21 protein-coding genes are annotated in these 22,432 nt (G+C 64.3%); 15 read left to right on the top strand and 6 right to left on the bottom strand.

Annotation, left to right across the window (positions count from 1 at the left end):
- The first annotated feature begins 6 nt into the window (after positions 1 to 6).
- The 4 genes from ACCD07_RS08200 to ACCD07_RS08185 are packed head-to-tail and all read left to right on the top strand — an operon-like array spanning position 7 to position 3,707.
- A complete protein-coding gene (locus tag ACCD07_RS08200; RefSeq protein WP_413447050.1) occupies positions 7 to 1,176 on the top strand; it encodes a COX15/CtaA family protein in 1,170 nt (389 codons plus the stop codon).
- On the top strand, positions 1,173 to 2,063 hold the full coding sequence (gene cyoE, locus ACCD07_RS08195) for a heme o synthase (RefSeq protein ID WP_176654689.1): 891 nt from the start codon (positions 1,173 to 1,175) through the stop codon (positions 2,061 to 2,063). The genes ACCD07_RS08200 and cyoE overlap by 4 nt, the downstream gene beginning before the upstream one ends.
- Positions 2,063 to 2,662 carry an SCO family protein gene (locus tag ACCD07_RS08190; protein ID WP_176654688.1) on the top strand — a complete coding sequence of 200 codons (600 nt, stop codon included), beginning with the start codon at positions 2,063 to 2,065 and terminating at the stop codon, positions 2,660 to 2,662. The genes cyoE and ACCD07_RS08190 overlap by 1 nt, the downstream gene beginning before the upstream one ends.
- Positions 2,663 to 2,672: 10 nt before the next feature.
- The gene (locus tag ACCD07_RS08185; RefSeq protein WP_353399686.1) at positions 2,673 to 3,707 is read left to right on the top strand and encodes an AI-2E family transporter; all 1,035 of its coding nucleotides are present in this window, start codon (positions 2,673 to 2,675) and stop codon (positions 3,705 to 3,707) included.
- On the opposite strand, the gene ACCD07_RS08180 is transcribed toward ACCD07_RS08185, so the two are convergent.
- Both ACCD07_RS08180 and ACCD07_RS08175 read right to left on the bottom strand, forming a co-directional pair.
- Entirely contained in the window at positions 3,704 to 4,504 is an 801-nt protein-coding gene (locus ACCD07_RS08180) for a substrate-binding periplasmic protein (protein WP_353399689.1), read from the bottom strand. The two genes, ACCD07_RS08185 and ACCD07_RS08180, sit on opposite strands and share 4 nt — an antisense overlap.
- Before the next feature lie 16 nt (positions 4,505 to 4,520).
- A complete protein-coding gene (locus ACCD07_RS08175; RefSeq protein WP_176654685.1) occupies positions 4,521 to 5,858 on the bottom strand; it encodes a hemolysin family protein in 1,338 nt (445 codons plus the stop codon).
- Between the two features lie 160 nt (positions 5,859 to 6,018).
- Between ACCD07_RS08175 and ACCD07_RS08170 the strand changes: the two genes are divergently transcribed.
- Entirely contained in the window at positions 6,019 to 6,396 is a 378-nt protein-coding gene (locus ACCD07_RS08170) for a hypothetical protein (protein WP_176654684.1), read from the top strand.
- Positions 6,397 to 6,401: 5 nt separating this feature from the next.
- Here the strand turns inward: ACCD07_RS08170 and nhaR are convergent, their stop codons facing one another.
- Positions 6,402 to 7,313, bottom strand: coding sequence for a transcriptional activator NhaR (nhaR, locus tag ACCD07_RS08165; RefSeq protein ID WP_176654683.1), 912 nt, complete (start codon positions 7,311 to 7,313; stop codon positions 6,402 to 6,404).
- A 104-nt stretch (positions 7,314 to 7,417) separates the two neighbouring features.
- On the opposite strand from nhaR, the gene ACCD07_RS08160 reads away from it, so the two are divergent.
- The 10 genes from ACCD07_RS08160 (at position 7,418) to ACCD07_RS08115 (ending at position 17,302) form a co-directional block, all read left to right on the top strand.
- A complete protein-coding gene (locus ACCD07_RS08160; RefSeq protein WP_176654682.1) occupies positions 7,418 to 8,467 on the top strand; it encodes a DUF475 domain-containing protein in 1,050 nt (349 codons plus the stop codon).
- A 101-nt stretch (positions 8,468 to 8,568) separates the two neighbouring features.
- Positions 8,569 to 9,144 carry a TerD family protein gene (locus ACCD07_RS08155; RefSeq protein WP_176654681.1) on the top strand — a complete coding sequence of 192 codons (576 nt, stop codon included), beginning with the start codon at positions 8,569 to 8,571 and terminating at the stop codon, positions 9,142 to 9,144.
- Positions 9,145 to 9,171: 27 nt separating this feature from the next.
- Positions 9,172 to 9,870 (top strand): TIGR00266 family protein, encoded by a 699-nt coding sequence (locus ACCD07_RS08150; protein WP_176654680.1) that lies wholly within the window; start codon positions 9,172 to 9,174, stop codon positions 9,868 to 9,870.
- Positions 9,871 to 9,889: 19 nt separating this feature from the next.
- Complete coding sequence (locus tag ACCD07_RS08145) at positions 9,890 to 10,471, top strand: TerD family protein (protein ID WP_176654679.1); 582 nt, start codon at positions 9,890 to 9,892, stop codon at positions 10,469 to 10,471.
- A gap of 86 nt (positions 10,472 to 10,557) precedes the next feature.
- Positions 10,558 to 11,976: an MFS transporter gene (locus ACCD07_RS08140; RefSeq protein WP_413447049.1), complete on the top strand. Its 1,419-nt coding sequence runs from the start codon at positions 10,558 to 10,560 to the stop codon at positions 11,974 to 11,976.
- A 25-nt stretch (positions 11,977 to 12,001) separates the two neighbouring features.
- Entirely contained in the window at positions 12,002 to 12,820 is an 819-nt protein-coding gene (locus tag ACCD07_RS08135) for an HDOD domain-containing protein (RefSeq protein WP_176654677.1), read from the top strand.
- Positions 12,821 to 12,965: 145 nt separating this feature from the next.
- Positions 12,966 to 13,730: a FadR/GntR family transcriptional regulator gene (locus ACCD07_RS08130; protein ID WP_176654676.1), complete on the top strand. Its 765-nt coding sequence runs from the start codon at positions 12,966 to 12,968 to the stop codon at positions 13,728 to 13,730.
- A gap of 149 nt (positions 13,731 to 13,879) precedes the next feature.
- Positions 13,880 to 14,791, top strand: coding sequence for a 5-dehydro-4-deoxyglucarate dehydratase (gene kdgD / locus ACCD07_RS08125; RefSeq protein ID WP_176654675.1), 912 nt, complete (start codon positions 13,880 to 13,882; stop codon positions 14,789 to 14,791).
- 70 nt (positions 14,792 to 14,861) lie between these two features.
- Entirely contained in the window at positions 14,862 to 16,439 is a 1,578-nt protein-coding gene (locus ACCD07_RS08120) for an aldehyde dehydrogenase (NADP(+)) (RefSeq protein WP_413447048.1), read from the top strand.
- Positions 16,427 to 17,302, top strand: a complete 876-nt coding sequence (locus ACCD07_RS08115; protein ID WP_176654673.1) for an SMP-30/gluconolactonase/LRE family protein — start codon at positions 16,427 to 16,429, stop codon at positions 17,300 to 17,302. The genes ACCD07_RS08120 and ACCD07_RS08115 overlap by 13 nt, the downstream gene beginning before the upstream one ends.
- A gap of 261 nt (positions 17,303 to 17,563) precedes the next feature.
- Here the strand turns inward: ACCD07_RS08115 and ACCD07_RS08110 are convergent, their stop codons facing one another.
- Genes ACCD07_RS08110 through ACCD07_RS08100 form a run of 3 tightly spaced genes read right to left on the bottom strand, consistent with a single transcriptional unit; the run spans position 17,564 to position 22,432 of the window.
- Entirely contained in the window at positions 17,564 to 18,049 is a 486-nt protein-coding gene (locus ACCD07_RS08110) for a hypothetical protein (RefSeq protein ID WP_413447047.1), read from the bottom strand.
- Positions 18,050 to 18,078: 29 nt separating this feature from the next.
- Complete coding sequence (locus ACCD07_RS08105) at positions 18,079 to 19,920, bottom strand: glycoside hydrolase family 28 protein (protein ID WP_413447046.1); 1,842 nt, start codon at positions 19,918 to 19,920, stop codon at positions 18,079 to 18,081.
- A 10-nt stretch (positions 19,921 to 19,930) separates the two neighbouring features.
- Positions 19,931 to 22,432, bottom strand: a complete 2,502-nt coding sequence (locus ACCD07_RS08100; protein ID WP_413447045.1) for a pectinesterase family protein — start codon at positions 22,430 to 22,432, stop codon at positions 19,931 to 19,933.

Raw genomic sequence — 22,432 nt, 5'->3', positions numbered from 1 at the left:
CCGGCTATGCACTCGACCACCATCGCCCAAATGGCCGTGACCGCGCTGCTGGTCGCGCTGCTGCCGCTGTCGCTGGTGTGGACCTCGTCCGACGCCAACAAGTACCGCAAGCTGGTCTGGGTCAGCGTGTTCCTGACCTTCGACCTGATCGTGTTCGGCGCCTTCACGCGGCTGACCGATTCCGGCCTCGGCTGCCCGGACTGGCCGGGCTGCTACGGCGCCGCCAATCCCTTCCTCGCGCATGAGCAGATCACGGCGGCCGAAGCGCTGCTGCCGACCGGCCCGGTGACCGTGGTCAAGGCCTGGATCGAGATGATCCACCGCTACCTGGCGATGACGATCGGTGTGCTGATCGTGGCGATGCTGGCGCAATCCATTTATCAGTGGCGCAAGTCGAAAGGCACACGGCCGGAATATGCGCCGTGGCTGCCGGCGCTGCTGTTCGGCTTTGTCTGCCTGCAGGGCGCGTTCGGCGCCTGGACCGTCACGCTGAAGCTGCAGCCGGTGATCGTCACCACCCACCTGCTGCTGGGCATGGGCCTGCTGGCGCTGCTGGCCTGGTACGGCGGCCGCCAGAACCAGCTGATCTCGCCGGTGCGCACGGTGACGGCCTCGCCGCCGGCGATGCGCAACATCCGCCTGCTGGCCGGCGCCTCGGCCGCGCTGCTGCTGGTGCAGCTGGCGCTGGGTGGCTGGACCAGCACCAACTACGCCACGCTGGCCTGCACCGATTTCCCTCTGTGCGGCGGCAAGCTGGTGCCGGACATGGACTTCGAACACGGCTTCACCCTGTGGCGCGAGCTGGGCAAGACCGCGGCCGGCCACTACCTGCCGTTTGCCGCGCTGACGGCGATCCACTGGGTGCACCGCAATTTCGGCTTCGTCGTCGCGCTGGTGGCCGGCTACACGGCCTGGCGCGCGTGGGAGCACGCGGCGCTGCACCGCACCGCGCGCAATATCGCCGTCACGCTGGCGGTGCAGATCGCCAGCGGCATCGCCACCATCTTCCTCAGCTTCCCGCTGGCCATCGCGGTGCTGCACAACGCCGGGGCGGCGATGCTGGTCCTGCTGCTTACCATGTTAAACTACAAGGCTAAGTACCAGTACGACCTTGCCAAAAAGGCAGCCTCAGGCGCCGGTTTCGGGCAAGCCCAGTTCACCAAGCAACGCCAATGACCACTCAAACCATCTCCAAACCCGCCAGCCGCGCTTCACAGTACTGGGCGCTGACCAAGCCCCGCGTGACGCAGCTGGCCGTATTCTGTGCCGTGATCGGCATGTTCCTGGCCACCGACGGCATGCCGGACTGGCACGTGCTGATCGCCGCCACGGCGGGCATCTGGCTGCTGGCCGGCGCCGCGTTTGCCGTCAACTGCCTGGCCGAGCGCGAAATCGACGCCCGCATGGCGCGCACCGCCCGCCGCCCGATGGCGCTGGGCGACATCACCGTCACGCAGACCGTGGTCTTCGCCGCCGTCATCGGCGGCGCCGGCATGTGGATCCTGTACTCGCTGGTGAACCCGTTGACGATGTGGCTGACCTTCGTCACCTTCGTCGGCTACGCCATCATCTACACCATGATACTGAAGCCGGCCACGCCGCAGAACATCGTCATCGGCGGCCTGTCCGGCGCGATGCCGCCGGCACTGGGCTGGGCCGCCGTCGCCAACGACGTGCCGATGCAGGCCTGGCTGCTGGTGATGATCATCTTCGTCTGGACCCCGCCGCACTTCTGGGCGCTGGCCCTGTACCGCCGCGACGACTACGCCAAATCCGGCCTGCCGATGCTGCCCGTCACGCACGGCATGCAGTTCACGCAGTTCCACGTCTGGCTGTATTCGATCGCGCTGGCCGCCACCACCTTGCTGCCGTACGTGGTGCACATGAGCGGCCTGATTTACCTGGCCTGCGCCATCGTGCTGAACGCCGTGTTCCTGCGCCACGCGTGGAAAATCTACCGCCACTACACCGACCTGGTGGCCCGCAAGGCCTTCACCTGGTCGATCATCTACCTGTCGCTGCTGTTCGCAGCGCTGCTGGTGGACCACTACTTCAAGATCTGATGAAAAAACTCCTCGCCCTGGCCCTGGTGGCCCTGTCCGTATTGCTGGCCGCCTGCGGCGAGAAGCCTGCGCCCCGGCTGGAATTCAAGAACACCGACCTGACCGGCGCCGCCTTCGCCAAGGACTTCGCGCTGACCGACCATAACGGCAAGCCGCGCACCATGGCCGATTTCAGGGGCAAGGTCGTCATCATGTTCTTCGGCTATACCCAGTGCCCGGACGTTTGCCCGACCACGATGGCCGAGATGTCGGCCGTGATGAAGGAGCTGGGCCAGCAGGCCGACCAGGTGCAGGTACTGTTCGTCACCGTCGACCCGGAGCGCGACACGCGCGAACTGCTGGCGCAATACGTGCCGGCCTTCGACAAGCGTTTCCTCGGCCTGTACGGCACGCCCGAGCAGACCGCCGCCGTCGGCAAGGATTTCAAGGTGTTCTACGCCAAGGTGGAGGGCAAGACGCCGGGCAGCTATTCGATGGACCACACCGCCGCCAGCTATGTGTTCGACAAGCAGGGCAAGATCCGCCTGCTGGTGCGCAGCGGGCAGGGCCCGGCGCCGCTGGTGCATGACGTGAAGCAGTTGTTGTCCCTGTCCTCCTGAGGCGGGGCGCATGCGACAGCGCTTCCAACCCTATACCCGCCTCGCGGCCGTCGTCCTGCTGGTGATCGGCTGCCTGACCGTGCTGCGGCCGTTCCTGGCCGCGATCCTGTTCGCCACCGCCATCACCATCTCCAGCTGGCCCTTGTACGAGCGCCTGCTGGCCAGGTGCAAGCAGCGCCGCGCGCTGGCCGCCGCCACCATGAGCCTGGGCCTGACCCTGCTGATCATCCTGCCGCTGGCGCTGGTGACCTGGAACGTGGCCGACAACGCCTCCGATTTCTACGACCAGATCAAGGCCGGCATCGATAGCGGCACCTTGGTGCCGCCGTCGTGGCTGAAGGATATTCCGGTGCTCGGCGAAGCTGCCGACACCTATCTGCGCAAGTTGCTGGGCAGCCGCGAGGAATTGCTGAACGTCGCCAAGAACCTGCTGGAGCCGGCGCGCCGCTTCCTGCTGGGCGGCGGCATGGTGCTGGGCAGCGGCGTGGCGCAGGTCAGCCTGGCGGTGTTCGTCAGCTTCTTCCTGTACCGCGACGGCCACGCCATGCTGGCGGCGCTGGCCACCGGCATGGATAAACTGATCGGCGCGCAAAGCGTGGCCGTGGCCGATACCGTCAGCCGCACCGTGCGCGGCGTGATGTACGGCCTGCTCGGCACCGCGCTGGCGCAGGCCGGCGTGGCCGCCATCGGCTTCCTGATCGCTGGCGTGCCGGCCGTCGCGCTGATGTCGGTGGCGACCTTCCTGTTCTCGCTGGTGCCGGTCGGACCGCCGCTGATCTGGGGCGGCGCGGCGATCTGGCTGTTCAACGAAGGCCGTACCGGCTGGGGCATCTTCATGCTGGTGTGGGGCATGTTCCTGATCAGCGGCGTCGACAACGTGGTCAAGCCCATGCTGATCAGCCGCGGCAGCAGCCTGCCGTTCATCCTGGTCTTGCTGGGCGTGATGGGCGGCGTGCTGGCGTTCGGCTTTGTCGGCCTGTTCATCGGCCCGACCTTGCTGGCGGTGGGCCTGGGCCTGCTGCAAAACTGGACCAAGGGCACCTAGAAATTGACCATCTGCGCGGCGCGCTCGGCGTCGGTGTGGCGGGTGAAGATGCGCCTCAGCGTGCCGTCGTCGCGCATTGCCCGCACCGCCTGGCTGAAGCGGGCCGCCGTGGCTTCGTCGATGCGCCGACGCGACAGGATCAGTCCGGAGACGATGTTGTCCTTGGGCCGCCAGTCCATGACGCTGTAGGTGCCGGCCAGCTGCTCCTGTTTCACCAGCGGATACCAGGTGGTCGGCGTCGCCATGACGGCCTGCACGCGCCCCAGCTTGAACAGGCGCAGCATGGAAAGATGATCGGCCGTCTCGAACACGCGGCCCTGGGCGCGCAGCTGCGCCAGCCACGCCTCGTAAGCCTTGCCGTGCTTGTAGCTCTTGACCACCGCGATCTTGTAATGTGGATCGGCGAGGAAGCTTTCCATGCTGGTGACGCGCGCGCTCAGGTCCTTGTGCAGCAGGACGTAATTGCGGCCGATCATGTAGGGGATGATGGGGCCGATTTTTTCCCGCTCGGGTAGCGGGATGGCGGACACCGACATATCGATGGTGCCGGCGTTCAAGCCGGCCCAGATGCGCACCCGCGAATCGACGCTGGCTTCGATGGTGCAACCCAGCCGGCGCGCCAGTTCGTCGACCACGTCCTTGTCGATGCCGGTCCAGCTGCCGTCGGGACCCCGGTAGAACAATGCGCCGTCCTCGTAGAAGGAGACACGCAGATGCCCGCATTCGCCGGCCGGCGCCGCGCCTGGCGCGCCGGCAAGGCAGAGCAGGGTACAGCACAGGATCGAACGCCTCAGCACAGTGCCTCCTACCGGGTTAATCCAGGTCGGCGTTGTCCTCGGTGTCATCCTTCGGGATGACCTTGACCAGCAGGATACGCGGGCCGTTCATTTTCTTGGCGACGATGTCGAAACCGCGGAAACTGATGCGCTGGCCCTGTTTCGGGATATCGCCCAGTTTCAGCATAATCAGGCCGCCCACCGATTCTACCTCTTCCAGCCCGAGCTCCTCGTTTTCGATGTCGATGCCCAGTGTGCGCTCCAGCGAGAAGATCGGCAGGCTGGCCTTGCCGACCAGCGTGCCGTCGGGCTGCTTGAGCCAGTCGTTCTCGTTGAGGCGGAACTCGTCGTGGATCTCGCCGACCATCGCGCCCAGCAGGTTGTCCAGCGTGATGAAGCCCAGCGGACGCTTGCCCTTCTCGCCGATCAGCGCGAAATGCGGCGCGCCGTCGCGGAAGCGGCGGAACTGCTCCAGCGCCGGCGTGCGGGCCGAGATCGTCTCCACCGGCCGCAGGAAGGGCACCAGGTCGGTCACCGGCTTGCCCGACTGCTGGGCGAAGAACAGGTCCTTCAGGTGCACCACGCCGAGCACCGTCTCGCCATCCTTGTCGTAGTAGGGATAGCGGCTGAAGCGGTTGCGCAGCATGGTTTGCAGGTTGTCGTTCAGCGGGCGGTTGGCGTACAGGCCGATCACCTCGTTAATCGGACGCATCAGGTCGGATACGGCCAGGTCGCTGAAATCCAGCGAGTGGGCCAGGATGTTGCGCTCATCCTTGTTGAACTTTTCGCCCGGCTGGCTGGTGCGCAGGATCAGCTTCAGTTCGTCGACCGAATAGTGGCTGTCGTGGCTGCCCTTGCCGGACAGGCCGGCCAGCTTGAGCACCATGTTGGCGCTCTCGTTCAGCACCCAGATGAAGGGGTACATGGTCCAGTAAAAGCCGTACAGCGGCAGCGCGCTCCACAGACCGATCACTTCCGGCATGCGGATTGCAAGCGACTTCGGCGCCAGCTCGCCGACCACGATGTGGAGGAAGGAGATCACGCAGAAGGCGAACACGAAGGCGATGCCGTGGACGATTTCCGGCGCGGTGACGCCGATGGCCGTCAGCAGCGGTTCCAGCAGGCTGGCGAAGGCCGGTTCGCCGACCCAGCCCAGGCCCAGCGAGGCCAGCGTGATGCCCAGCTGGCAGGCGGACAGGTAGGCGTCCAGCTCGCCGTGCACCTTGCCGAGGATGCGGCCCTTGAGTCCCTGCGTCTTGGCGATGGCGCGTACGCGCGTCTTGCGCAGCGTGACGATGCCGAATTCGGCCGCCACGAAGAATCCATTGAGCGCGACCAGGAAGACGGCGAGCACGACAAGCATGAGGTTTTGCATAGGGGCCGAGCGGCGATTCGGGTAGTTAAAACATGCATCTTAAACGACTGTGCGGCAGCGCAGCGCAAAAAACGCCGCCGACGCAAGAATGTGCGTAAATTGGGGCCTGGGATTCCAGTATAGTTGGCGGCATGGTTAAAAAGACAAAAAAGGCCACCAAATGAGCGAGGGATATTACGAGAGCGTCGGGCAGTTCATCTATGGATTCAGCCGGGCGCAGACCGAATATTCGTGGTTGCTGGCGCAGATAGGCGGCCAGGCCTTGCGCTGGCCGGAAACGCCGGACAGCTACCGCAAACTGGCCGCCGCCGCCCAGGCCAGGCTGGCCGCGCTGCAGGTGGAAGACGCCGTGCTGGCCAACTTCAACGCGCTGGTCGACAAATTCACCCTGCTGGCCACCATCGAAGAGCAGTTCCTGCCCTCGTTCGACCCGGCGCAGGCCGATGCCATGCAACCGCACCTGGACCAACTCGCCGCCGCCAAGAAGCTGCTGGCAATCTGCAAGGAAGACATGACCCGGCTGCTGGCCAGCCTGTGACTGCCTTATTCGGCGATGGCGAACGGGCCGCTGTGCACCGCGCTGAGGATGGCCTCGATCGCCGGGTGGGTGATCTTGCGGGCGCTGGAGATGGCGAAGAACTGTTCCCGTAGTTCCGGGGCGTCGCCCACCAGCACCGCGCCGAACTGATCCTCGATGTCCTGCGCCAGCGCCGACGGCGCGAAGAACAGGCCCAGCCCGTTGCGGCCGAAGGTGTTCAGCATCGCATTGTCTTCAAACTCGCCGACGATGTCCGGCCGCACCTCGTGCTGCACGAACCAGGCGTCGATGCGGCCGCGCAGCGCGTTGTTGCGGGTCGGCAGCAGCAGCGGCGCGCCATGCAGGCTGGCCGGGAAGTTGCGCCGGTATTTGCGCGCCAGCCTGGGAACGCCGAACAGCTTCATGTCGCTCTCGCCCAGCAGGTGGCTGAACACCTTCAGGCTGCCGCCGGCGCGCACGGCGCGGTCGGTCAGCACCACGTCGAGCTTGCCCAGCGCCAAGTCGGCCAGCAGGTTTTCAAATTCATCCTCCATGCACACCAGCCGCACCTGCTGGTCCATCTGCTGCGTCGCCTGCAGCAGGCGGAAGGCGATCAGCTTGGGCAGCGAATCGGAAATGCCGACCGTCAGCCGCATCTTGCCCGCCTCCGCCTCGTCCAGCGCATCCTGCAACTGGTCGCCCAGCAGGAAGATCTGGTCGCAATAGATGAGCGCCAGCTTGCCGGCCTCGGTCGGCACCAGCCGCCGTCCCTGCGGCTCCAGCAGCTGCTTGCCTATCGATTGCTCCAGCGACGCCAGCTGCATGCTGATGGTCTGCACGGCCAGCCCCAGCCGCTCGGCCGCGCGCGTCACGCCGCCCTCCTTGGCCACCATCCAGAAAAAATACAGGTGGCGGAAATTCAATCCACTGGTTTTCATGATCTTCTGTTTTTACGAAGGAATACTTCAATTATCTTCTATTTTTAAAAAGTCGTTTGTTCTCTACACTGCATCCCATCGATTCATAACCAAGAGAGAAAAGAATGAAACACTTCAAAGTGTCATTCCTCGTCACGTTCCTGTGCCTGGCCGCAGCGGGCTGGTGGGGCTACGAACTATCGGGATGGGGCGGCGCCTTGTCCGCCGTGGGCATCGCCGCGATCCTGGCCGCGATGGAAGTATCGCTGTCGTTCGACAACGCGGTGGTCAACGCTTCCGTGCTGAAGACCTGGGACGACTACTGGCAGAAACTGTTCCTCGGCGTCGGCATCATCATCGCGGTGTTCGGCATGCGCTTGCTGTTCCCGCTGGTGATCGTGGCGGTGGCCGCGGACATCGGCATCATGGACGTGTGGCACCTGGCGCTGAACGATCCCAAGACGTATTCGATGCACCTGACGAATCACCATTCGGAAGTGGCGGCATTCGGCGGCATGTTCCTGCTGCTGGTGTTCCTGAACTTCCTGCTCGATGACGAGAAAGAAGTGCACTGGCTGGGCAACGTCGAGAAGAAACTCGGCTCGCTGGGCAAGGTGTCCTCGATCTCGGTAATGATTGCGCTGGGCGTCCTGCTGGGCTCCATGGGCCTGGTAGGCGAAGCGCACAAGCTGGTGGTGCTGGTGTCCGGCCTGTGGGGCATCCTGATCTACGTCGGCGTCGATGCGATCAGCAACCTGCTGGAGAAGGAAGAAGAGGGCAGCAACGTCGGTGACCTGGTCAAGAAGGGCGGTATCGGCGGCTTCCTGTACCTGGAAGTGCTGGATGCTTCGTTCAGCTTCGACGGCGTGATCGGCGCGTTCGCCATCACCACCGACGTCGTGATCATCATGCTGGGCCTGGCCATCGGCGCGATGTTCGTCCGCTCGCTGACGGTGTACCTGGTGAAGAAGGGCACGCTCGATGAATTCGTCTTCCTGGAGCACGGCGCGCACTATGCGATCGGTATCCTGGCCGCGATCATGCTGGCAAGTATGAAGTACCACATCCCGGAACTGTTCACCGGCCTGATTGGTGTTGCCTTCATCGGCGCCTCGCTGTGGTCTTCGGTACGCCACCGCCGCAAGCAGGAAGCCGCCGTCGCGATCGCAGCATAAAATTTTCAAGAATCCGGCGGGCCGTCAATTACGGACACGGCCCGCCGCCTGCAGCACCAAGTGTAAATAAGGTCCGGTTCTCTTTTTAGGAGTATCACATCATGGCAATCAGTCTGCAAAAAGGCGGCAACGTCAATCTGAGCAAGGAAGCTCCCGGCCTGTCGAAAATCGTGGTCGGCCTGGGCTGGGACGTACGCAGCACCGACGGCAAGGACTTCGACCTGGACGGCTCGGCCTTCCTGTTGAAAGTGGACGGCAAGGTCCGCGCCGACAATGACTTCATCTTCTACAACAACCTGAAATCGTCGGACCAGTCGGTCACGCACTCCGGCGACAACCGCACCGGCGCCGGCGACGGCGACGACGAAACCGTCACCATCGACCTGACCAAGGTGCCGGCCAACGTGGAGCGCATCGCCATCTGCGCGACGATCCACGAAGGCGACGAACGCCGCCAGAACTTCGGCATGGTGCAGAAGGCTTTCATCCGCTGCGTCAACGCCGCCGGCAACGGCGAGATCGCCCGCTACGACCTGTCGGAAGACGGTTCCACCGAATCGGCGATGGTGTTCGGCGAGGTGTACCGCAACGGCGGCGATTGGAAGTTCAAGGCCGTCGGCCAGGGTTTCAAGGGCGGCCTGGGCCCACTGGCTTCGTCGTTCGGCGTAAGCGTTTAATTTAAAGTCAGAAGAAAGGACTCAATCATGCCCAAGTTTTCGATCACCGGCGATATCGACCCATTCCTGCACGTCTCGCTGGCTCACGGTGAAAAAATCTACTGCGAGTCCGATGCGATGGTGATGATGGAAGCGGCGCTCGATTTGAAGGGCAAGGTCACCGGCGGCATCGGCGCGGCCATCATGCGCCGCTTCGCCAACGGCGAGTCCTTCTTCCAGCAGCATATCGAGGCGGTGCGCGGCGAAGGCGATTGCCTGCTGGCGCCGCGCCTGCCCGGAGCGATGCAGATATTGGACGTTGGCCAGCAGCAGTACATGCTGAGCGACGGCGCCTTCGTCGCAGCCACCTCCAGCGTCGAGCTGAAGGTGCGTACCCAAAGCCTGGGCAATGCGCTGTTCGCGCAGAGCGGCGGCTTTTTCATCACCGAGACGGCCGGCGTCGGCCAGGTGGCGGTGTCGGGCTTCGGCTCGATGTCGCAACTGGACGTGACGCCGGGGCGCGACGTGATCATCGATAACTCGCACGTGGTGGCATGGGACAGCGCGCTGCGCTATGAAATCTCGGTCACCACGGGCGGCAGCAGCGGCTTTCTGAGCAATCTGGTCAACAGCCAGACCAGCGGCGAAGGCATGGTGCTGCGCTTTTCCGGACAAGGAAAAATCCTGATCTGCTCGCGCAACGGCGCGGCGTTCCAGGCCTGGGCGCAGCGCGGCGGCACGCAGTAAATCAACATAGGAGTCAACCATGACAGTCAGTTTAAGCAAGGGCCAGAAGATATCTCTGGAAAAGGAAGCCGGCGGCGCGTTGGGCCGCGTGACGATGGGCCTCGGTTGGGACGCCATCAAGAGCAAGGGCTTCCTGGGCTTCGGCGCCAAGACCGAGGCGGTCGACCTGGACGCCTCGTGCGTGATGTTCAACGAGTCCGGCGCGCCGGTCGACGTGATCTGGTTCCGCCAGTTGAAGAGCAAGGATGGCAGCATCCAGCACACCGGCGACAACCGCACCGGCGCCGGCGACGGCGACGATGAACAGATCAACGTCGACCTGGGCGCCGTGCCGTCGTCGATCAAGAGCCTGGTGTTCACGGTGAACAGCTTCACCGGCCAGACTTTCGCGCAGGTGGAGAACGCCTACTGCCGCCTGGTCGACGCGGTCAACGGCAAGGAAGTGGCGCGCTTCAACCTGTCGGTGCAGGGACCGCACTCGGCGCAGATCATGGCCAAGCTGTACCGCCACAACGGCGAATGGAAGATGCATGCCATCGGCGAAAACGGCAAGGGCCGCACTTTCGACGAGCTGCTGCCGCAGATCGCCGCACACCTGTAATCGCCATCCGGCCGACCGCTGTCCGCCAACGTCGTGCGCTCCGGCGCTACAATAGCGCATCGACGCGAACGCAGCCAGGGCCGGACATGACTAGCAACACCCCGGCGCCGACCGCCAGCAAATGGATAGCTTTGCTGGTGGCCGGCGCCTTCTTTATGGAGAACCTGGACGGCACCGTGATCACCACGGCCGTGCCGGACATCGCCAGGACATTCGGCGTGGCGCCGCTGGCGCTGAACATCGGCGTCAGCGCCTACCTGCTGACGCTGGGCGTGTTCATCCCGATCAGCGGCTGGGTGGCCGAACGCTTCGGCGCGCGGCGCGTGTTTGCCGCCGCGCTCGCGATCTTCACGCTGGCCTCCGTTTTGTGCGGCATGGCCGACGGCCTGAGCGAATTCGTCTGGCTGCGCGTGCTGCAAGGCGCGGGCGGCGCGATGATGGTACCGGTCGGCCGCCTCGTGGTGCTCAACAACACGCCCAAGGAACGCCTGATCGCCGTCATCGCCACGCTGACCTGGCCGGCACTGGTGGCGCCGGTGCTCGGCCCGCCGGTGGGCGGCTTCATCACCAGCTATGCCTCGTGGCGCTGGATCTTTTACCTGAACCTGCCGCTGGGCGTGATCGCGCTGGCGCTGGCCTGGTGGCTGGTGCCCGACCAGCGCGCGGCGGCGCGGCGGCCGTTCGACTGGCCCGGCTTCCTGCTCAGCGCCAGCGCGCTGCTGCTGCTGACCTGGGGCGCGGAGGTGGCGGGCAGCCTGCGGCCGGACTGGCTGGAGGCGGGCGCCTGCATCGCCGCCGGCGCCGCGCTGCTGGCCGCGCTGGGCTGGCATCTGCGCCGGGCCGCGCATCCGCTGATCGACCTCGGTTCGTTCGCGATTCCCACGTTCGCCATCACCATCGTCGGCGGCTCGCTGTTCCGTATGGCGATCGGCGCGGTGCCGTTCCTGCTGCCGCTGATGTTCCAGCTGGGCTTCGGGCTGGACGCCTTCCATTCCGGCCTGCTGGTGATCGCCGTCTTCGCCGGCAACCTGATGATGAAGCCCGCCACCACGCCCATCCTGCGCCGCTTCGGCTTCAAGCCGGTGATCCTGGTGAACGGCCTGGCCAACGTCGCCACGCTGGCCGGCTGCGCCTTGCTGACGCCGTCCACGCCGGTGTGGATCATCGCCGCCGTGCTGTACGCCGGCGGCCTGACGCGCTCGATGCAGTTCAGCGCCCTCAACACCATCGCCTTCGCCGACGTGCCGCAGCAGCGCATGGCGGCGGCCAACACCTTGTTCAGCACCGCCTTCCAGGTCGCGCTGGGGCTGGGCATCGCGCTGGGGGCGACCGGCGTGCGGCTGGGCCACTGGAGCGCGCAGGCGTTCGGCATCGCCGACTGGCCGGCCATCGACTACCGGCTCGCTTTCCTGCTGGTGGCGCTGGTCAGCCTGTTGGGTCTGGCCGACGCTTTGCGGCTGGCGCCGGCCGCCGGCGCCCATGTTGCGAAGGGAAGCGCTGGTTAGCGGTATATGGCGCTATAATGTTGCTATGGAAAAACTAAGAGACTATGCCGATATCGTCGCCCAAGCTTCGCGCGGGGAACTGGTCTTTCCAACCAGCGTCAATGCCGCATTGCGGCTGCAGATGGCGGTGTCCGATCCCGATTGCGAAACCGAAGACGTGATCCGCAAGGTGCTGGGCGAGCCGCTGCTGGCGGCGCGCACCGTGGCGCTGGCCAATGCCGTGGTGTTCAACCGCAGCGGCGCGCCGGTGACCAGCGTGCGCTCGGCGGTGCAGCGGGTCGGCTTCCGCAACCTGTACACGATGGCGGCGGCGATGGTGGTGCGCCAGTTCGGCAGCCCCATCCGCGACGCCGCGCTGCGCGCCCAGGCCGAGCAGCTGTGGCGCCATTCGGCCCATGTGGCCGCGCTGGCCCATGTGATCGCCCGCAGGCTGACCAACACCGATCCCGATACCGCGATGTTCGCCGGCATCGTGCACGAGGCAGGGGGCTTTTACCTGCTGTCGCGCGCCGACGAGATCCCGGGCTTGCTGGACGATCCCGACGACTGGGCCGGCGCCGCGCAGGAAATCATCTGTCGCGAGGTGATGCGCAAGATGGCCATCCCCGATCCGGTCAGCCAGGCCATCGTGTCGCTGCGCGGCGCCACGCTGACGCCGCCGCCGCTGGGTCTGCGCGACACGCTGCTGATCGCCAAGCGGCTGGCGCCGGTCGCCTCGCCGTTGGCGCCGACAACGGAGCACGCCAGCCTGGCCGGCTTCTTCAGCGACAACGCCGCGCTGCAGCAGATCGTGCTCGAGTCGGCCGACGAGGCAGCGTCCATGAGCGCCGCGCTGCTGGCCTGAGCGCCGGTAGAACTAGTCCATACCCACTAATTGTGGTCAAAATAGTGTCTAAGGCACAATTTTCGTCAAAACTCTGGCAATATGCGCTTCGTGCGACACGCAGGAAGCGTGTATGCTTATAGTCGTCATACAACAGTGAATAACCATGAACCAGACCGCAGCCGCCATGTCCGCTCCCACCGTCCTCGTGCCGAAGAAGAAGCACCGCAATCTCGCCCAGGGCGTGGTTGAGGCCTTCACCAACAGCATCCAGGCCGGCACGCTGAAGCCGGGCGAAAAGCTGCCGACCGAATCGGTGATCATGGAGATGCACGGCGTCAGCCGCACGGTGGTGCGCGAGGCGATCTCCCACCTGCAGGCGGCCGGGCTGGTGCAGACCCGCCACGGCATCGGCACCTTCGTGCTGGAGCCGCAGCCGGCCAACCTGCGGATTTCGTCCGACACCATCCGCACCATCGGCGACGTGCTGGCGATCCTGGAACTGCGCATCAGCCTGGAGACCGAGGCGGCCTGGCTGGCGGCCACCCGCCGCAGCGAAGAGCAGGTGCAGGAAATGGGCGCGGTATTGCGGCGCATCCAGAATTCGCAGAACCGTCCGGGATCGGTCGAATCGGACGTGGCCTTCCACCTGCTGATCGCGCAGGCCACCGGCAACCGTTATTTCGTCGACATCCTCAGCGACCTCGGCAACGCCATCATCCCGCGCGCCCGCGTCAACTCGGCGCAGCTGGCGCATGACGACCCGGCCGTGTACCTGGAGCGCGTCAACCGCGAGCACGACGATATCTACAACGCCATCCTGCGCAAGGATGCGGAGGCGGCCCGCGCCGCCATGCGCACCCATTTGAGCAACAGCCGCGAGCGCCTGCGCCGCGCGCAAGAGGGCATCGCCGCCGGCGAGCCGGCGTAAAAAAAGCAACGACTGGCGGGCGATTCGGCAGTTTTTGCTAAATTGCTTGCTCACAAACGGATATGGTTGTACGATGTCATACAACAGGTGGCGAATATGCCGCCGAAGTTCCCATCCACATAGCTCAGACGTCGATACTTGGAGACCTTATGCAACCGAATGAACTCAAAAAAATCCTGTCCTCTGGCCTGCTGTCGTTCCCGGTAACCGACTTCGACGCAGAAGGCAACTTCCGCAAGTCGACCTATATCGAGCGCCTGGAATGGCTGGCACCGTACGGCGCCAGCGCGCTGTTCGCCGCCGGCGGCACGGGTGAGTTCTTCTCGCTGACGGCCAACGAATACACCGACATCATCAAGACCGCGGTCGACACCTGCGCCGGCCAGGTGCCTATCCTGGCCGGTGTCGGCGGTCCGACCCGCGTGGCCGCCGCCTACGCCAAGGAAGCCGAGCGCGTTGGCGCCCAGGGCCTGCTGCTGCTGCCGCACTACCTGACCGAAGCAAGCCAGGACGGCTTGATCGAACACGTGGCCGAGGTCTGCAAGGCGACCAAGCTGGGCGTGGTGGTCTACAATCGCGCCAACTGCCGCCTGACGCCTGACTCGCTGGCCAAGCTGGCCGACCGTTGCCCTAACCTGATCGGTTTCAAGGACGGCGTCGGCGATATCGAGCTGATGGTCTCGATCTGGCGCAAGATGGGCGACCGCTTCAGCTACCTGGGCGGCCTGCCCACCGCGGAAGTTTATGCGGCTGCTTACAAGGCTTTGGGAACCCCGGTATACTCGTCGGCGGTGTTTAACTTCATGCCTAAGCTGGCAATGGACTTCTATCACGCGGTGGCCTCGGATAATCACGCCGAACAAAACCGCATGCTGGATGAATTCTTCCTTCCTTACCTGGAGATCCGCAACCGCAAGGCAGGTTACGCAGTCAGCATCGTCAAGGCCGGCGCGCGCCTGGCGGGTCACGATGCGGGTCCGGTGCGCGCACCGCTGACCGATCTGACCGCGGAAGAATGCGACATGCTGCATAAGCTGATGCTCAAGCAGGGCGCTCAGTAATCAGCAAAGGTTTTTCAGCTTTAAAACAAGCGCGGCTCGTCCGCGCTTTTCACACATCTAAGGAGTGGTTATGCAAATTACTGGCGAAATGATTATTGGCCGCAGCGCGGTTCTGGGTAAAGAGGGTTCGATGAAGGCGATCGACCCGTCGCGCAACGTGGAAATCGAGCCGGCCTTCGGCCTGGCCGGCGCCGCCGACCTGCAGCGCGCCTGCGAACTGGCCGACGCTGCCTTCGACGCCTACCGCGCCACCAGCCTGGAAGTGCGCGCCAAGTTCCTGGAAACCATCGCCGACCGCATCATGGACCTGGGTCCGGCGCTGATCGAGCGCGCGATGCAGGAAACCGGCCTGCCGCAAGCCCGCCTCGAAGGTGAGCGCGGCCGCACCTGCAATCAACTGCGCTTGTTCGCCAAAGTCGTGCGCGACGGCCGCTTCCAGTCGGCCACGCTGGACAGCGCGCTGCCGGAACGCACCCCACCGCGCAGCGATCTGCGCCTGCGCAAGATCGGCCTGGGTCCGGTCGCCGTGTTCGGCGCATCGAACTTCCCGCTGGCGTTCTCGGTGGCCGGCGGCGATACCGCGTCGGCGCTGGCCGCCGGTTGCCCGGTCGTGGTGAAAGCCCACTCGGCTCACCTGGGCACCTCGGAACTGGTGGGCAAGGCCGTGGCCAAGGCCGCCGCCGAGTGCAATATGCCTGAAGGCGTGTTCTCGATGCTGATCGGCTCCGGCCAGACCATCGGCCAGAACCTGGTCAGCCATCCGGCCATCAAGGCTGTCGGCTTCACCGGTTCGCGCAACGGTGGCGTGGCGCTGATGAAAACCGCCGCTGCACGCAAGGAGCCTATCCCTGTGTACGCCGAAATGAGCTCGATCAATCCCGTGTTCCTGCTGCCGGGCGCGCTGGACAACGCCAAGCTGCCGCAGGCGTTCGCCGATTCGCTGACTCTGGGCGCCGGCCAGTTCTGCACCAACCCGGGCCTGCTGATCGGCCTCAAAAGCGACAAGCTGCAAGCCTTCGTCGACGCCGCCGCCGGCACCTTGGGCGCAAAGGGCGCAGCCACCATGCTGACCCCGGGCATACACAAGGCCTACGTCACCGGCGTGCAAACGCTGGCAGGCGTCAACGGCGTCAAGCAGGCCGCCGCAGGCCAGGCTTCCGACGCGCTGCCATGCGGCGCGCAAGCCTTCCTGTACCAGGTCGACGCGCACACCTTCCTGACCGATCCTGCGCTGGAAGGCGAGATCTTCGGACCTACCTCGCTGCTGGTGGTGTGCGACGATGAAGCGCAAATGCTGGCCGTGGCCGAACACGTCGAAGGCCAGCTGACCGCAGCCGTACACGCCACCGCCGCCGACCGCGAACTGGCCGCGCGCCTGATGCCTGTGCTGGAACGTAAAGTCGGCCGCATCCTGTTCAACGGTTTCGGTACCGGCGTGGAAGTGTCGCACGCGATGGTGCACGGCGGCCCGTACCCATCGACCTCGGACAGCCGTTCGACGTCGGTCGGCGCTTCGGCCATCGACCGCTTCCTGCGCCCTGTCTGCTACCAGGACGTGCCTTCGTACCTGCTGCCTGAATCGCTGACCGACGAGAACCCGCAAAACATCCCGCGCGTCGTCAACGGGGATCTGGCGTGGAACGCGTAAGCGGCGTTGCTTGCACGGTGGGAGAAAGCCCGACCTGGAGCGCGGCGGAATCGGCCTGGTACTGGGTCGATATTCCCGCCAAGCGCGTGTGGCGGCTGGACGGCGCCACCGGCGCGGCGCGCTTCTGGACCACCACCGAGATGGTCGCGTGCGTCGCTGCCAAGTCGAACGGCGGTTTGATCGCGGGCATGGAGACCGGCATCTTCAGCCTGGAGCTGGGCGAGGCGGAAGCCGCCGTCCAGACCAGGCTGGCGGCGCCGGTGGCCGGCCTGGGCGCGGGCATGCGCTTCAACGACGGCCGCTGCGATCGCCAGGGCCGCTTCTGGAGCGGCACCATGTTCATGGACATGTCGGCCGCGCGCGCGGTCGGCGAGTTGTATCGCTATGATGCGCGCGGCATTTCTGCGCCGGTGGTGTCGGAGCTGATCACCCAGAACGGCTTGGCGTTTTCGCCGGACGGCCGCACCATGTACCTGTCGGATTCGCATCCGGCGCGCCGCATGGTGTGGGAGTTCGACTACGACATCGACGACGGCGTGCCGTCGCACAAGCGGGTGTTTGCCGATCTGTCGACCTATGTGGGCCGTCCCGACGGCGCCGCGATCGACAGCGACGGCTGCTATTGGATCTGCGGTAACGACGGCGGCGTCGTGCTGCGCTTCACGCCGGACGGCAAGCTGGATCGCCGCGTCGAGGTACCGATGCTGAAGCCCGCCATGTGCGCCTTCGGCGGCAAGGATCTCGACACGCTGATGGTCACGTCCATCGTCTCCGGCAAGCCGGAGGATGCGGAGTGGGGCGGTTCGGTCGTGCTGCTGCGGCCTGGCGTCAAAGGTGTGGCGGAAACGCCGTTCGCTGCGTAATGCGGGGGCAGATGCTGCAACGGTGTCTGCCCTTTTTGTTTGCGGCTTTGCTGGCTACCGATCCCGACGTGATCCGCGTCGGCGACTACTTCCGCGTAACGCCCGAGCGAAGGCCTGTTCGTTTGGTCTGCGTCAAACGAACGGTACTGCTACCCGGACAATAGGGCGTTAGCCGCACTGACCGAAATCATCAAAATCGGCGCGCTGCCGATGGCGACGCTGGTGATCTCGTTTTACTTTTCTAACGGCACCAAAAAGTGATCACTGCTTCTTCAAGACTACTTTGAACTGGGTGATCCATTTATCCTTGATGATCATCTCGCTGAAGGCTTCGTAAGCGTCGGGACCTTTAAGCGTCCAGCGGACGCGGTAGGTCAGGGCTTGCCCGCCGCCGACGTATTGCGTGGCGGGGAATTCGAAGCCGGTGGCGGTTGGCACCACCGTGCCCCGGCTGTAGCCGCCGAGGTTTTCGATGTAGAGGAACGCCACTTCCTTCGCCTGTGAGTCGTAATAGTAGGTCGTCTCGCCCACGTAGTCAGGCTTACCCGGAGTGTGCACGGTATGCACGTCGCGCAGCGCCTGGCTATCGTAAATCCACTGGAAGCAATGCTCATCGCTTTGCTTGCCTTCGATCAGATCACCCTTCCAGCAATGCCCGGCCAGGAAAGCCATCGGCTTCAAAGCTTCGACAGGCGCGGCCTGCACGGCGGCGGCGGACAACAGCAACAGTATGAGCAATGGACGCATGGCAGGCCTCTTGGAATAATTTGGGCAGTTTACACCGACAGCGTGGCGTTGTGCACTTTGCCACCGATGGTGACGTTCTTCAGCGTCAGTCCCTTGACGTTGTACAGGAACCAGGGCTGCGCGGTGTTGACAGGTGTGCCGAAATCGCAGTCGGTGATAGTCACGTCCGTCACAGGCACAACGGCGGGCATGGGTTGCGGGCCGTTGTAGTCGGACGCCACCGGGCCGAGTATCACTATCGCCTGATAGCACGACGCGGACTTGCCATCCTTGGTCTTCACATTGCCCACCTTGACGTTCGAGATATGCACGTTGTTCACCACCGGCGGCCGCGTGCGGACGTTGTCGCTGATCGGCGTGTAGTCGCAATCGAAGGTGACGATGGCGCCGGCCGCCGTGGCCACGGTCTTCGACTGGATCGGCGACCCTGGCAGCGACGCATAGAACGAAGGGCTGGTCTGCACGCCGTTGGAAATCGAGATGTCGCGCACGTAGAAATTGCGCAGGTAGCCGCCGCGATTCATGTTGGTCTTCAAGCGAATGGCGGTGTTCAGCGGATTGGTGGCCCAGTTGATGTTCTGGAAAACCAGCTTCTGCGCAAACACGTTCTGGATGCCGCCGGCCATCTCGCTGCCCAGCGTGACGGCGCCATGGCCGCTCTGCATGGTGCAGTTCTGGATCACGATGTTTTGCGAAGGACCGTATTGCGTGTCCAGATCCTTGCCGGCCTTGATGGCGATGCAGTCGTCGCCGGTGTCGAAGGTGCAGCCGTCAATCAGCACGTGGTCGCAGGCTTCCGGGTCGAAGCCATCGCTGTTCGGTCCAAGGCTTTCGCAATGGACCTTTCGGATAACGATGTTGCGGCAGTGGACAGGGTGGTGCTGCCAGAATGGCGTGTGCGTGACGTGGTAGCCCTGCAGCAGCACGTTGGTGCAGCCGATCAGCTGGATCATCGGCGGACGCAGGTAGTGGCCGATGCCGAACACACGCCTGGACAGCGGCACGCCCGCTTCAGACAGCGCCGGCAGATACTGGCCGTCCGCTCGCCAGCGTTGTCCTTCACCTTGTATCAGCAGGCGTTCCGCCTCGGTCAGCAGCGGAGCGACGGTGGACAGCGACGCGGCGTTCAATGGGTTCTCGGTGTTCTCCGACATTTTGCCGGCCTTGTAGTTCGGCGTGGAGCCTTGCGCCACGGCGTTCAGGGTCTTCAACTTGCCTTTCCAGGTCCACCAGCAGTCGCCGGCTTCGTTGAAGGGCACGCCGCCCTGGCCGTTCAGGATGCTGGTCCAGTCGTCGCCGGTCAGCGCGATGTTGTCCTGGCCGTAGGCGTAGATCATTGAGGAGAAATTCAGGCAGTCGTTGCTCTGCCAGCGCGAGATCGAGAGTTTGCCGTTCTTGCCGCAATCGATGTCGCCATACTTGGCGTAGTCCAGCGGGTTGTTGCTGAAGTAGATCTGCGCGCCCGCGCTCAGGTGCAGGTTCACGTTCGATAGCATGACGATGGGACCGGCGCAGTACCAGTTCCCGGAGGGGACCAGCACGCGGCCGCCGCCCGCTTCGCTGCAGGCCTTGATGGCGGCGGCGAAGGCCGGATGGCAATCCGGCGAACCGGCGGCGGGCGTATCCACCGTGTCCTGTTCTTCGAACGAGATCCAGGCCTTGACCTTGGACAGCTTGCAGGTCTGCGCGCCGTATGCGGTGATGAAAAAATCCTGCTTGCGGAAGTTCATCGGCCGGGAGACATGGTCGATGATGGCTTGCGCCTGCAGCCATGGATCGGGCGCGGTGGCGGCTACGGCGGGGATGCCGAACGACAGGCCCGCGGCCGGCAAGGCCTTCATCAGGTTGCGGCGCTGGGTGTTGATAGTCATGCTGGTTTCCTTATTCGTCCGAATTGTTGAATTCACCGAGGTAGATATCCGCTGGCGAGGGTTTGCTTGTGTAGCCGAGATCCTTGACGGGATCGATGCCGGCCTTGATCAGATTGTTCCAGTGGTCGTCGGAGTTGTATTGGGCCGGACGAAAGGCCAGCGTGCCTTCCTTGTTCCAGTCGGACCAGGGGCGCGTGCGATTGATGTGTGAGCCGATGCGGGAATTGAGCACAACCATTTTGCCGACTGCTTCCAGCGAGACCTTGGCGATCGTCCCCTTCGGTGCCTGATAGCCATTGGCCGGGCCGTATGTGCAGGAGTAGCCGTCCACAGGCACCTTGCTGTATGGCGTGCACCGGGAACTGTGGAACCACTGGCGCAGCAGATAGAAGGTTCCGGCCTTGGCGTTGGCGGAACCGTCGTGCGTGAAGCGGCAGTTGTCGAAGACGAAGCCGTAGCGCGTCCTGACATGGGTATCCGGCGCGGCGGCGTAGGACAGGCCGCGGTCACCCAGCGATTTGATTTCGGTCTGGTGGAAGTAGGCGGTGCTGTCGCCGAAGATGAAATCGACGTCGCCTTCGATGTAGGACCTATTGAAGAAGCTGCGCGAGGTGCTGCCGGTCTGCGGCGATTTGAGGTACAGCGTGTCCTGGAAACCGATCAGGCGGATATTTTCGAACTGCGACTTGTCGGCGCCGTCCACTTGCAGGGCGAGCGCTTGATGGTGCACGTTGTTGATGTTGGGGAGTTCCTCGGCGCGGGCATTGCCGCTGTCCTTGTTGTAGCCGTTTTCGAAAGTCAGGTTGCGCGCCTGGAAGCCGTCGTTCCGCACCCAGACAGTGGCGGTGCCGAAGGTGCCGATCTGCGCGCGGTCCTTGATGCTTGCGTACATCGCCTGCACGTCAACGGGCGCCTTGGCGAACTGCGCGCCGTATTGGGCGGCATAGGCGGCGCCGGTGTTGGAGGCGTCCAGCTTCGCGGTGATCCTGGTGACGGCAGAGTCCTTGCCTTCTCCGTACATGGTGATCGGCGGCGCCGATGCCGGGATGTAGACCAGCTCCTGATAGGTTCCCGGCTTCAGCAGCATGTACAGGCGTTTGGCAGGATGATCCTTGCTGTCGGCGAGCGCGCGGTTGACGGCTTCCTGTACGGTGTTGAACAGCTTGATGCCGTCGGCGGCGGCAGACTTGTCGACGATGTAGTCAGGCGTGAAGGCCGCGCCTTTTGCCAGCGGATCGGACAGCGGATCCCACGGATCGGTGGTCTCACTACCGGCGGCGCCGACGTATTTCAGCACTTCGGCGTAAGAGAATTGCCTGGCTTGCTCGATGCTGAGCTGTGGGCGATTGGTGGCCTGCACAGGGTAGACGGGGAAACGGCCATCGCAGAAAGCTTGCGAAGTCGCCGTCGCGTCGCCGGTCAGCCGGGCGAATTCGATCTTGCGGTCGGCTTTGCCGGCGATGCCGACGTCACGCAGCGTCGCCTGCAGCGGATGCTGTTCGTCGTAACCTTGCATGATGATGCGGCCCGGCGTGATGGCGTGCACGCGGTCGAACTCGATGTTGCCATAGACCGGAACCTGGTTGCCTTCCGCGCGCGGGTTGTAGCGGGTGCTGATGTCGATCGGAGCCTTGACATCCCGCAGGCAGACATTGCGATAGATGATCTGGTCGACCACGCCGCCGCGCGAGACGTCGCTCTTGATGCGCAGGCCGGACGTGGTGCCGTCCATGCTCAGGTCATCCACCAGCACGCGGCGTACGCCGCCATTCGTCTCGCTGCCGATCGACATGCCGTGGCCGCTGTAGAAGTGGTTGTGCAGGATGGAGATGTTCTCCGTCGGCCCGTTGTTGCCGGCCTTGATGGCGACGTTGTCGTCCCCCGTCCGGATATGGCTGTGGGCGATGGTGATGTTGCGCGACGAGATAGGATCGATGCCATCGGTGTTGCGCGCGGTGGCCGGCGTGTCGATGCGCATGTCCCAGGCGGTAAAGCCGTCCACCTTGTTCAGCGTGACATGGAAGTTGGGCGAATTGCGCAGCGTGATCTTGTGCAGCGTGAAGTCCTGCGAACTGGTGACTTCGATCAGGCGCGGCACGTTCTGGCGTGCGTCTTCCTTCTGTGCGCGGCGCGCCAGCTGCCACCACGATTCCGCGGCGCCGTCGACCACATGGCCGCCCTGGCCATCGATCACGCCCGCGCCAAAGATGCCGCTGCCCTTGGTCTGCTCGGCGGTGATGAAGGGCTTGCAGCCCCTGCCCAGCTTGTCGACGGTGCCGCAGGTGCCTGCGCCGCGATCGAACAGCTTTGGATTGGTGCTGGCGTACAGCGTTACACCGGCGTCGACCAGCAGGCCGACGCCGCTGCGCAGCGTCAGCGGGCCGGCGACGAAATTCTGTTTCTCGTTGTTGGCCGATAGCCGTACGGCCTGACCGATGGCACATTTGTCGATGGCAGATTGAATGCGGGCGGTGTCGTCTTTGCCGGGTGTGTCGGTAGTGGGAGTCAGCAC

This window comes from Duganella sp. Dugasp56 (assembly GCF_047304105.1).
GTDB lineage: Bacteria > Pseudomonadota > Gammaproteobacteria > Burkholderiales > Burkholderiaceae_D > Rugamonas > Rugamonas hordei.
Note: the sequence above shows the minus strand (reverse complement) of the source record. Positions and strands in the feature narration are given on the sequence as shown.

What these genes read in the sequence shown, in the direction of transcription:
- ACCD07_RS08200 (WP_413447050.1), top strand. Translation starts at nt 7, where the DNA reads ATGCACTCGACCACCATCGCCCAAATGGCCGTGACCGCGCTGCTGGTC.
- cyoE (WP_176654689.1), top strand. Translation starts at nt 1,173, where the DNA reads ATGACCACTCAAACCATCTCCAAACCCGCCAGCCGCGCTTCACAGTAC.
- ACCD07_RS08190 (WP_176654688.1), top strand. Translation starts at nt 2,063, where the DNA reads ATGAAAAAACTCCTCGCCCTGGCCCTGGTGGCCCTGTCCGTATTGCTG.
- ACCD07_RS08185 (WP_353399686.1), top strand. Translation starts at nt 2,673, where the DNA reads ATGCGACAGCGCTTCCAACCCTATACCCGCCTCGCGGCCGTCGTCCTG.
- ACCD07_RS08175 (WP_176654685.1), bottom strand. Translation starts at nt 5,858, where the DNA reads ATGCAAAACCTCATGCTTGTCGTGCTCGCCGTCTTCCTGGTCGCGCTC.
- ACCD07_RS08170 (WP_176654684.1), top strand. Translation starts at nt 6,019, where the DNA reads ATGAGCGAGGGATATTACGAGAGCGTCGGGCAGTTCATCTATGGATTC.
- nhaR (WP_176654683.1), bottom strand. Translation starts at nt 7,313, where the DNA reads ATGAAAACCAGTGGATTGAATTTCCGCCACCTGTATTTTTTCTGGATG.
- ACCD07_RS08160 (WP_176654682.1), top strand. Translation starts at nt 7,418, where the DNA reads ATGAAACACTTCAAAGTGTCATTCCTCGTCACGTTCCTGTGCCTGGCC.
- ACCD07_RS08155 (WP_176654681.1), top strand. Translation starts at nt 8,569, where the DNA reads ATGGCAATCAGTCTGCAAAAAGGCGGCAACGTCAATCTGAGCAAGGAA.
- ACCD07_RS08150 (WP_176654680.1), top strand. Translation starts at nt 9,172, where the DNA reads ATGCCCAAGTTTTCGATCACCGGCGATATCGACCCATTCCTGCACGTC.
- ACCD07_RS08145 (WP_176654679.1), top strand. Translation starts at nt 9,890, where the DNA reads ATGACAGTCAGTTTAAGCAAGGGCCAGAAGATATCTCTGGAAAAGGAA.
- ACCD07_RS08140 (WP_413447049.1), top strand. Translation starts at nt 10,558, where the DNA reads ATGACTAGCAACACCCCGGCGCCGACCGCCAGCAAATGGATAGCTTTG.
- ACCD07_RS08135 (WP_176654677.1), top strand. Translation starts at nt 12,002, where the DNA reads ATGGAAAAACTAAGAGACTATGCCGATATCGTCGCCCAAGCTTCGCGC.
- ACCD07_RS08130 (WP_176654676.1), top strand. Translation starts at nt 12,966, where the DNA reads ATGAACCAGACCGCAGCCGCCATGTCCGCTCCCACCGTCCTCGTGCCG.
- kdgD (WP_176654675.1), top strand. Translation starts at nt 13,880, where the DNA reads ATGCAACCGAATGAACTCAAAAAAATCCTGTCCTCTGGCCTGCTGTCG.
- ACCD07_RS08120 (WP_413447048.1), top strand. Translation starts at nt 14,862, where the DNA reads ATGCAAATTACTGGCGAAATGATTATTGGCCGCAGCGCGGTTCTGGGT.
- ACCD07_RS08110 (WP_413447047.1), bottom strand. Translation starts at nt 18,049, where the DNA reads ATGCGTCCATTGCTCATACTGTTGCTGTTGTCCGCCGCCGCCGTGCAG.
- ACCD07_RS08105 (WP_413447046.1), bottom strand. Translation starts at nt 19,920, where the DNA reads ATGACTATCAACACCCAGCGCCGCAACCTGATGAAGGCCTTGCCGGCC.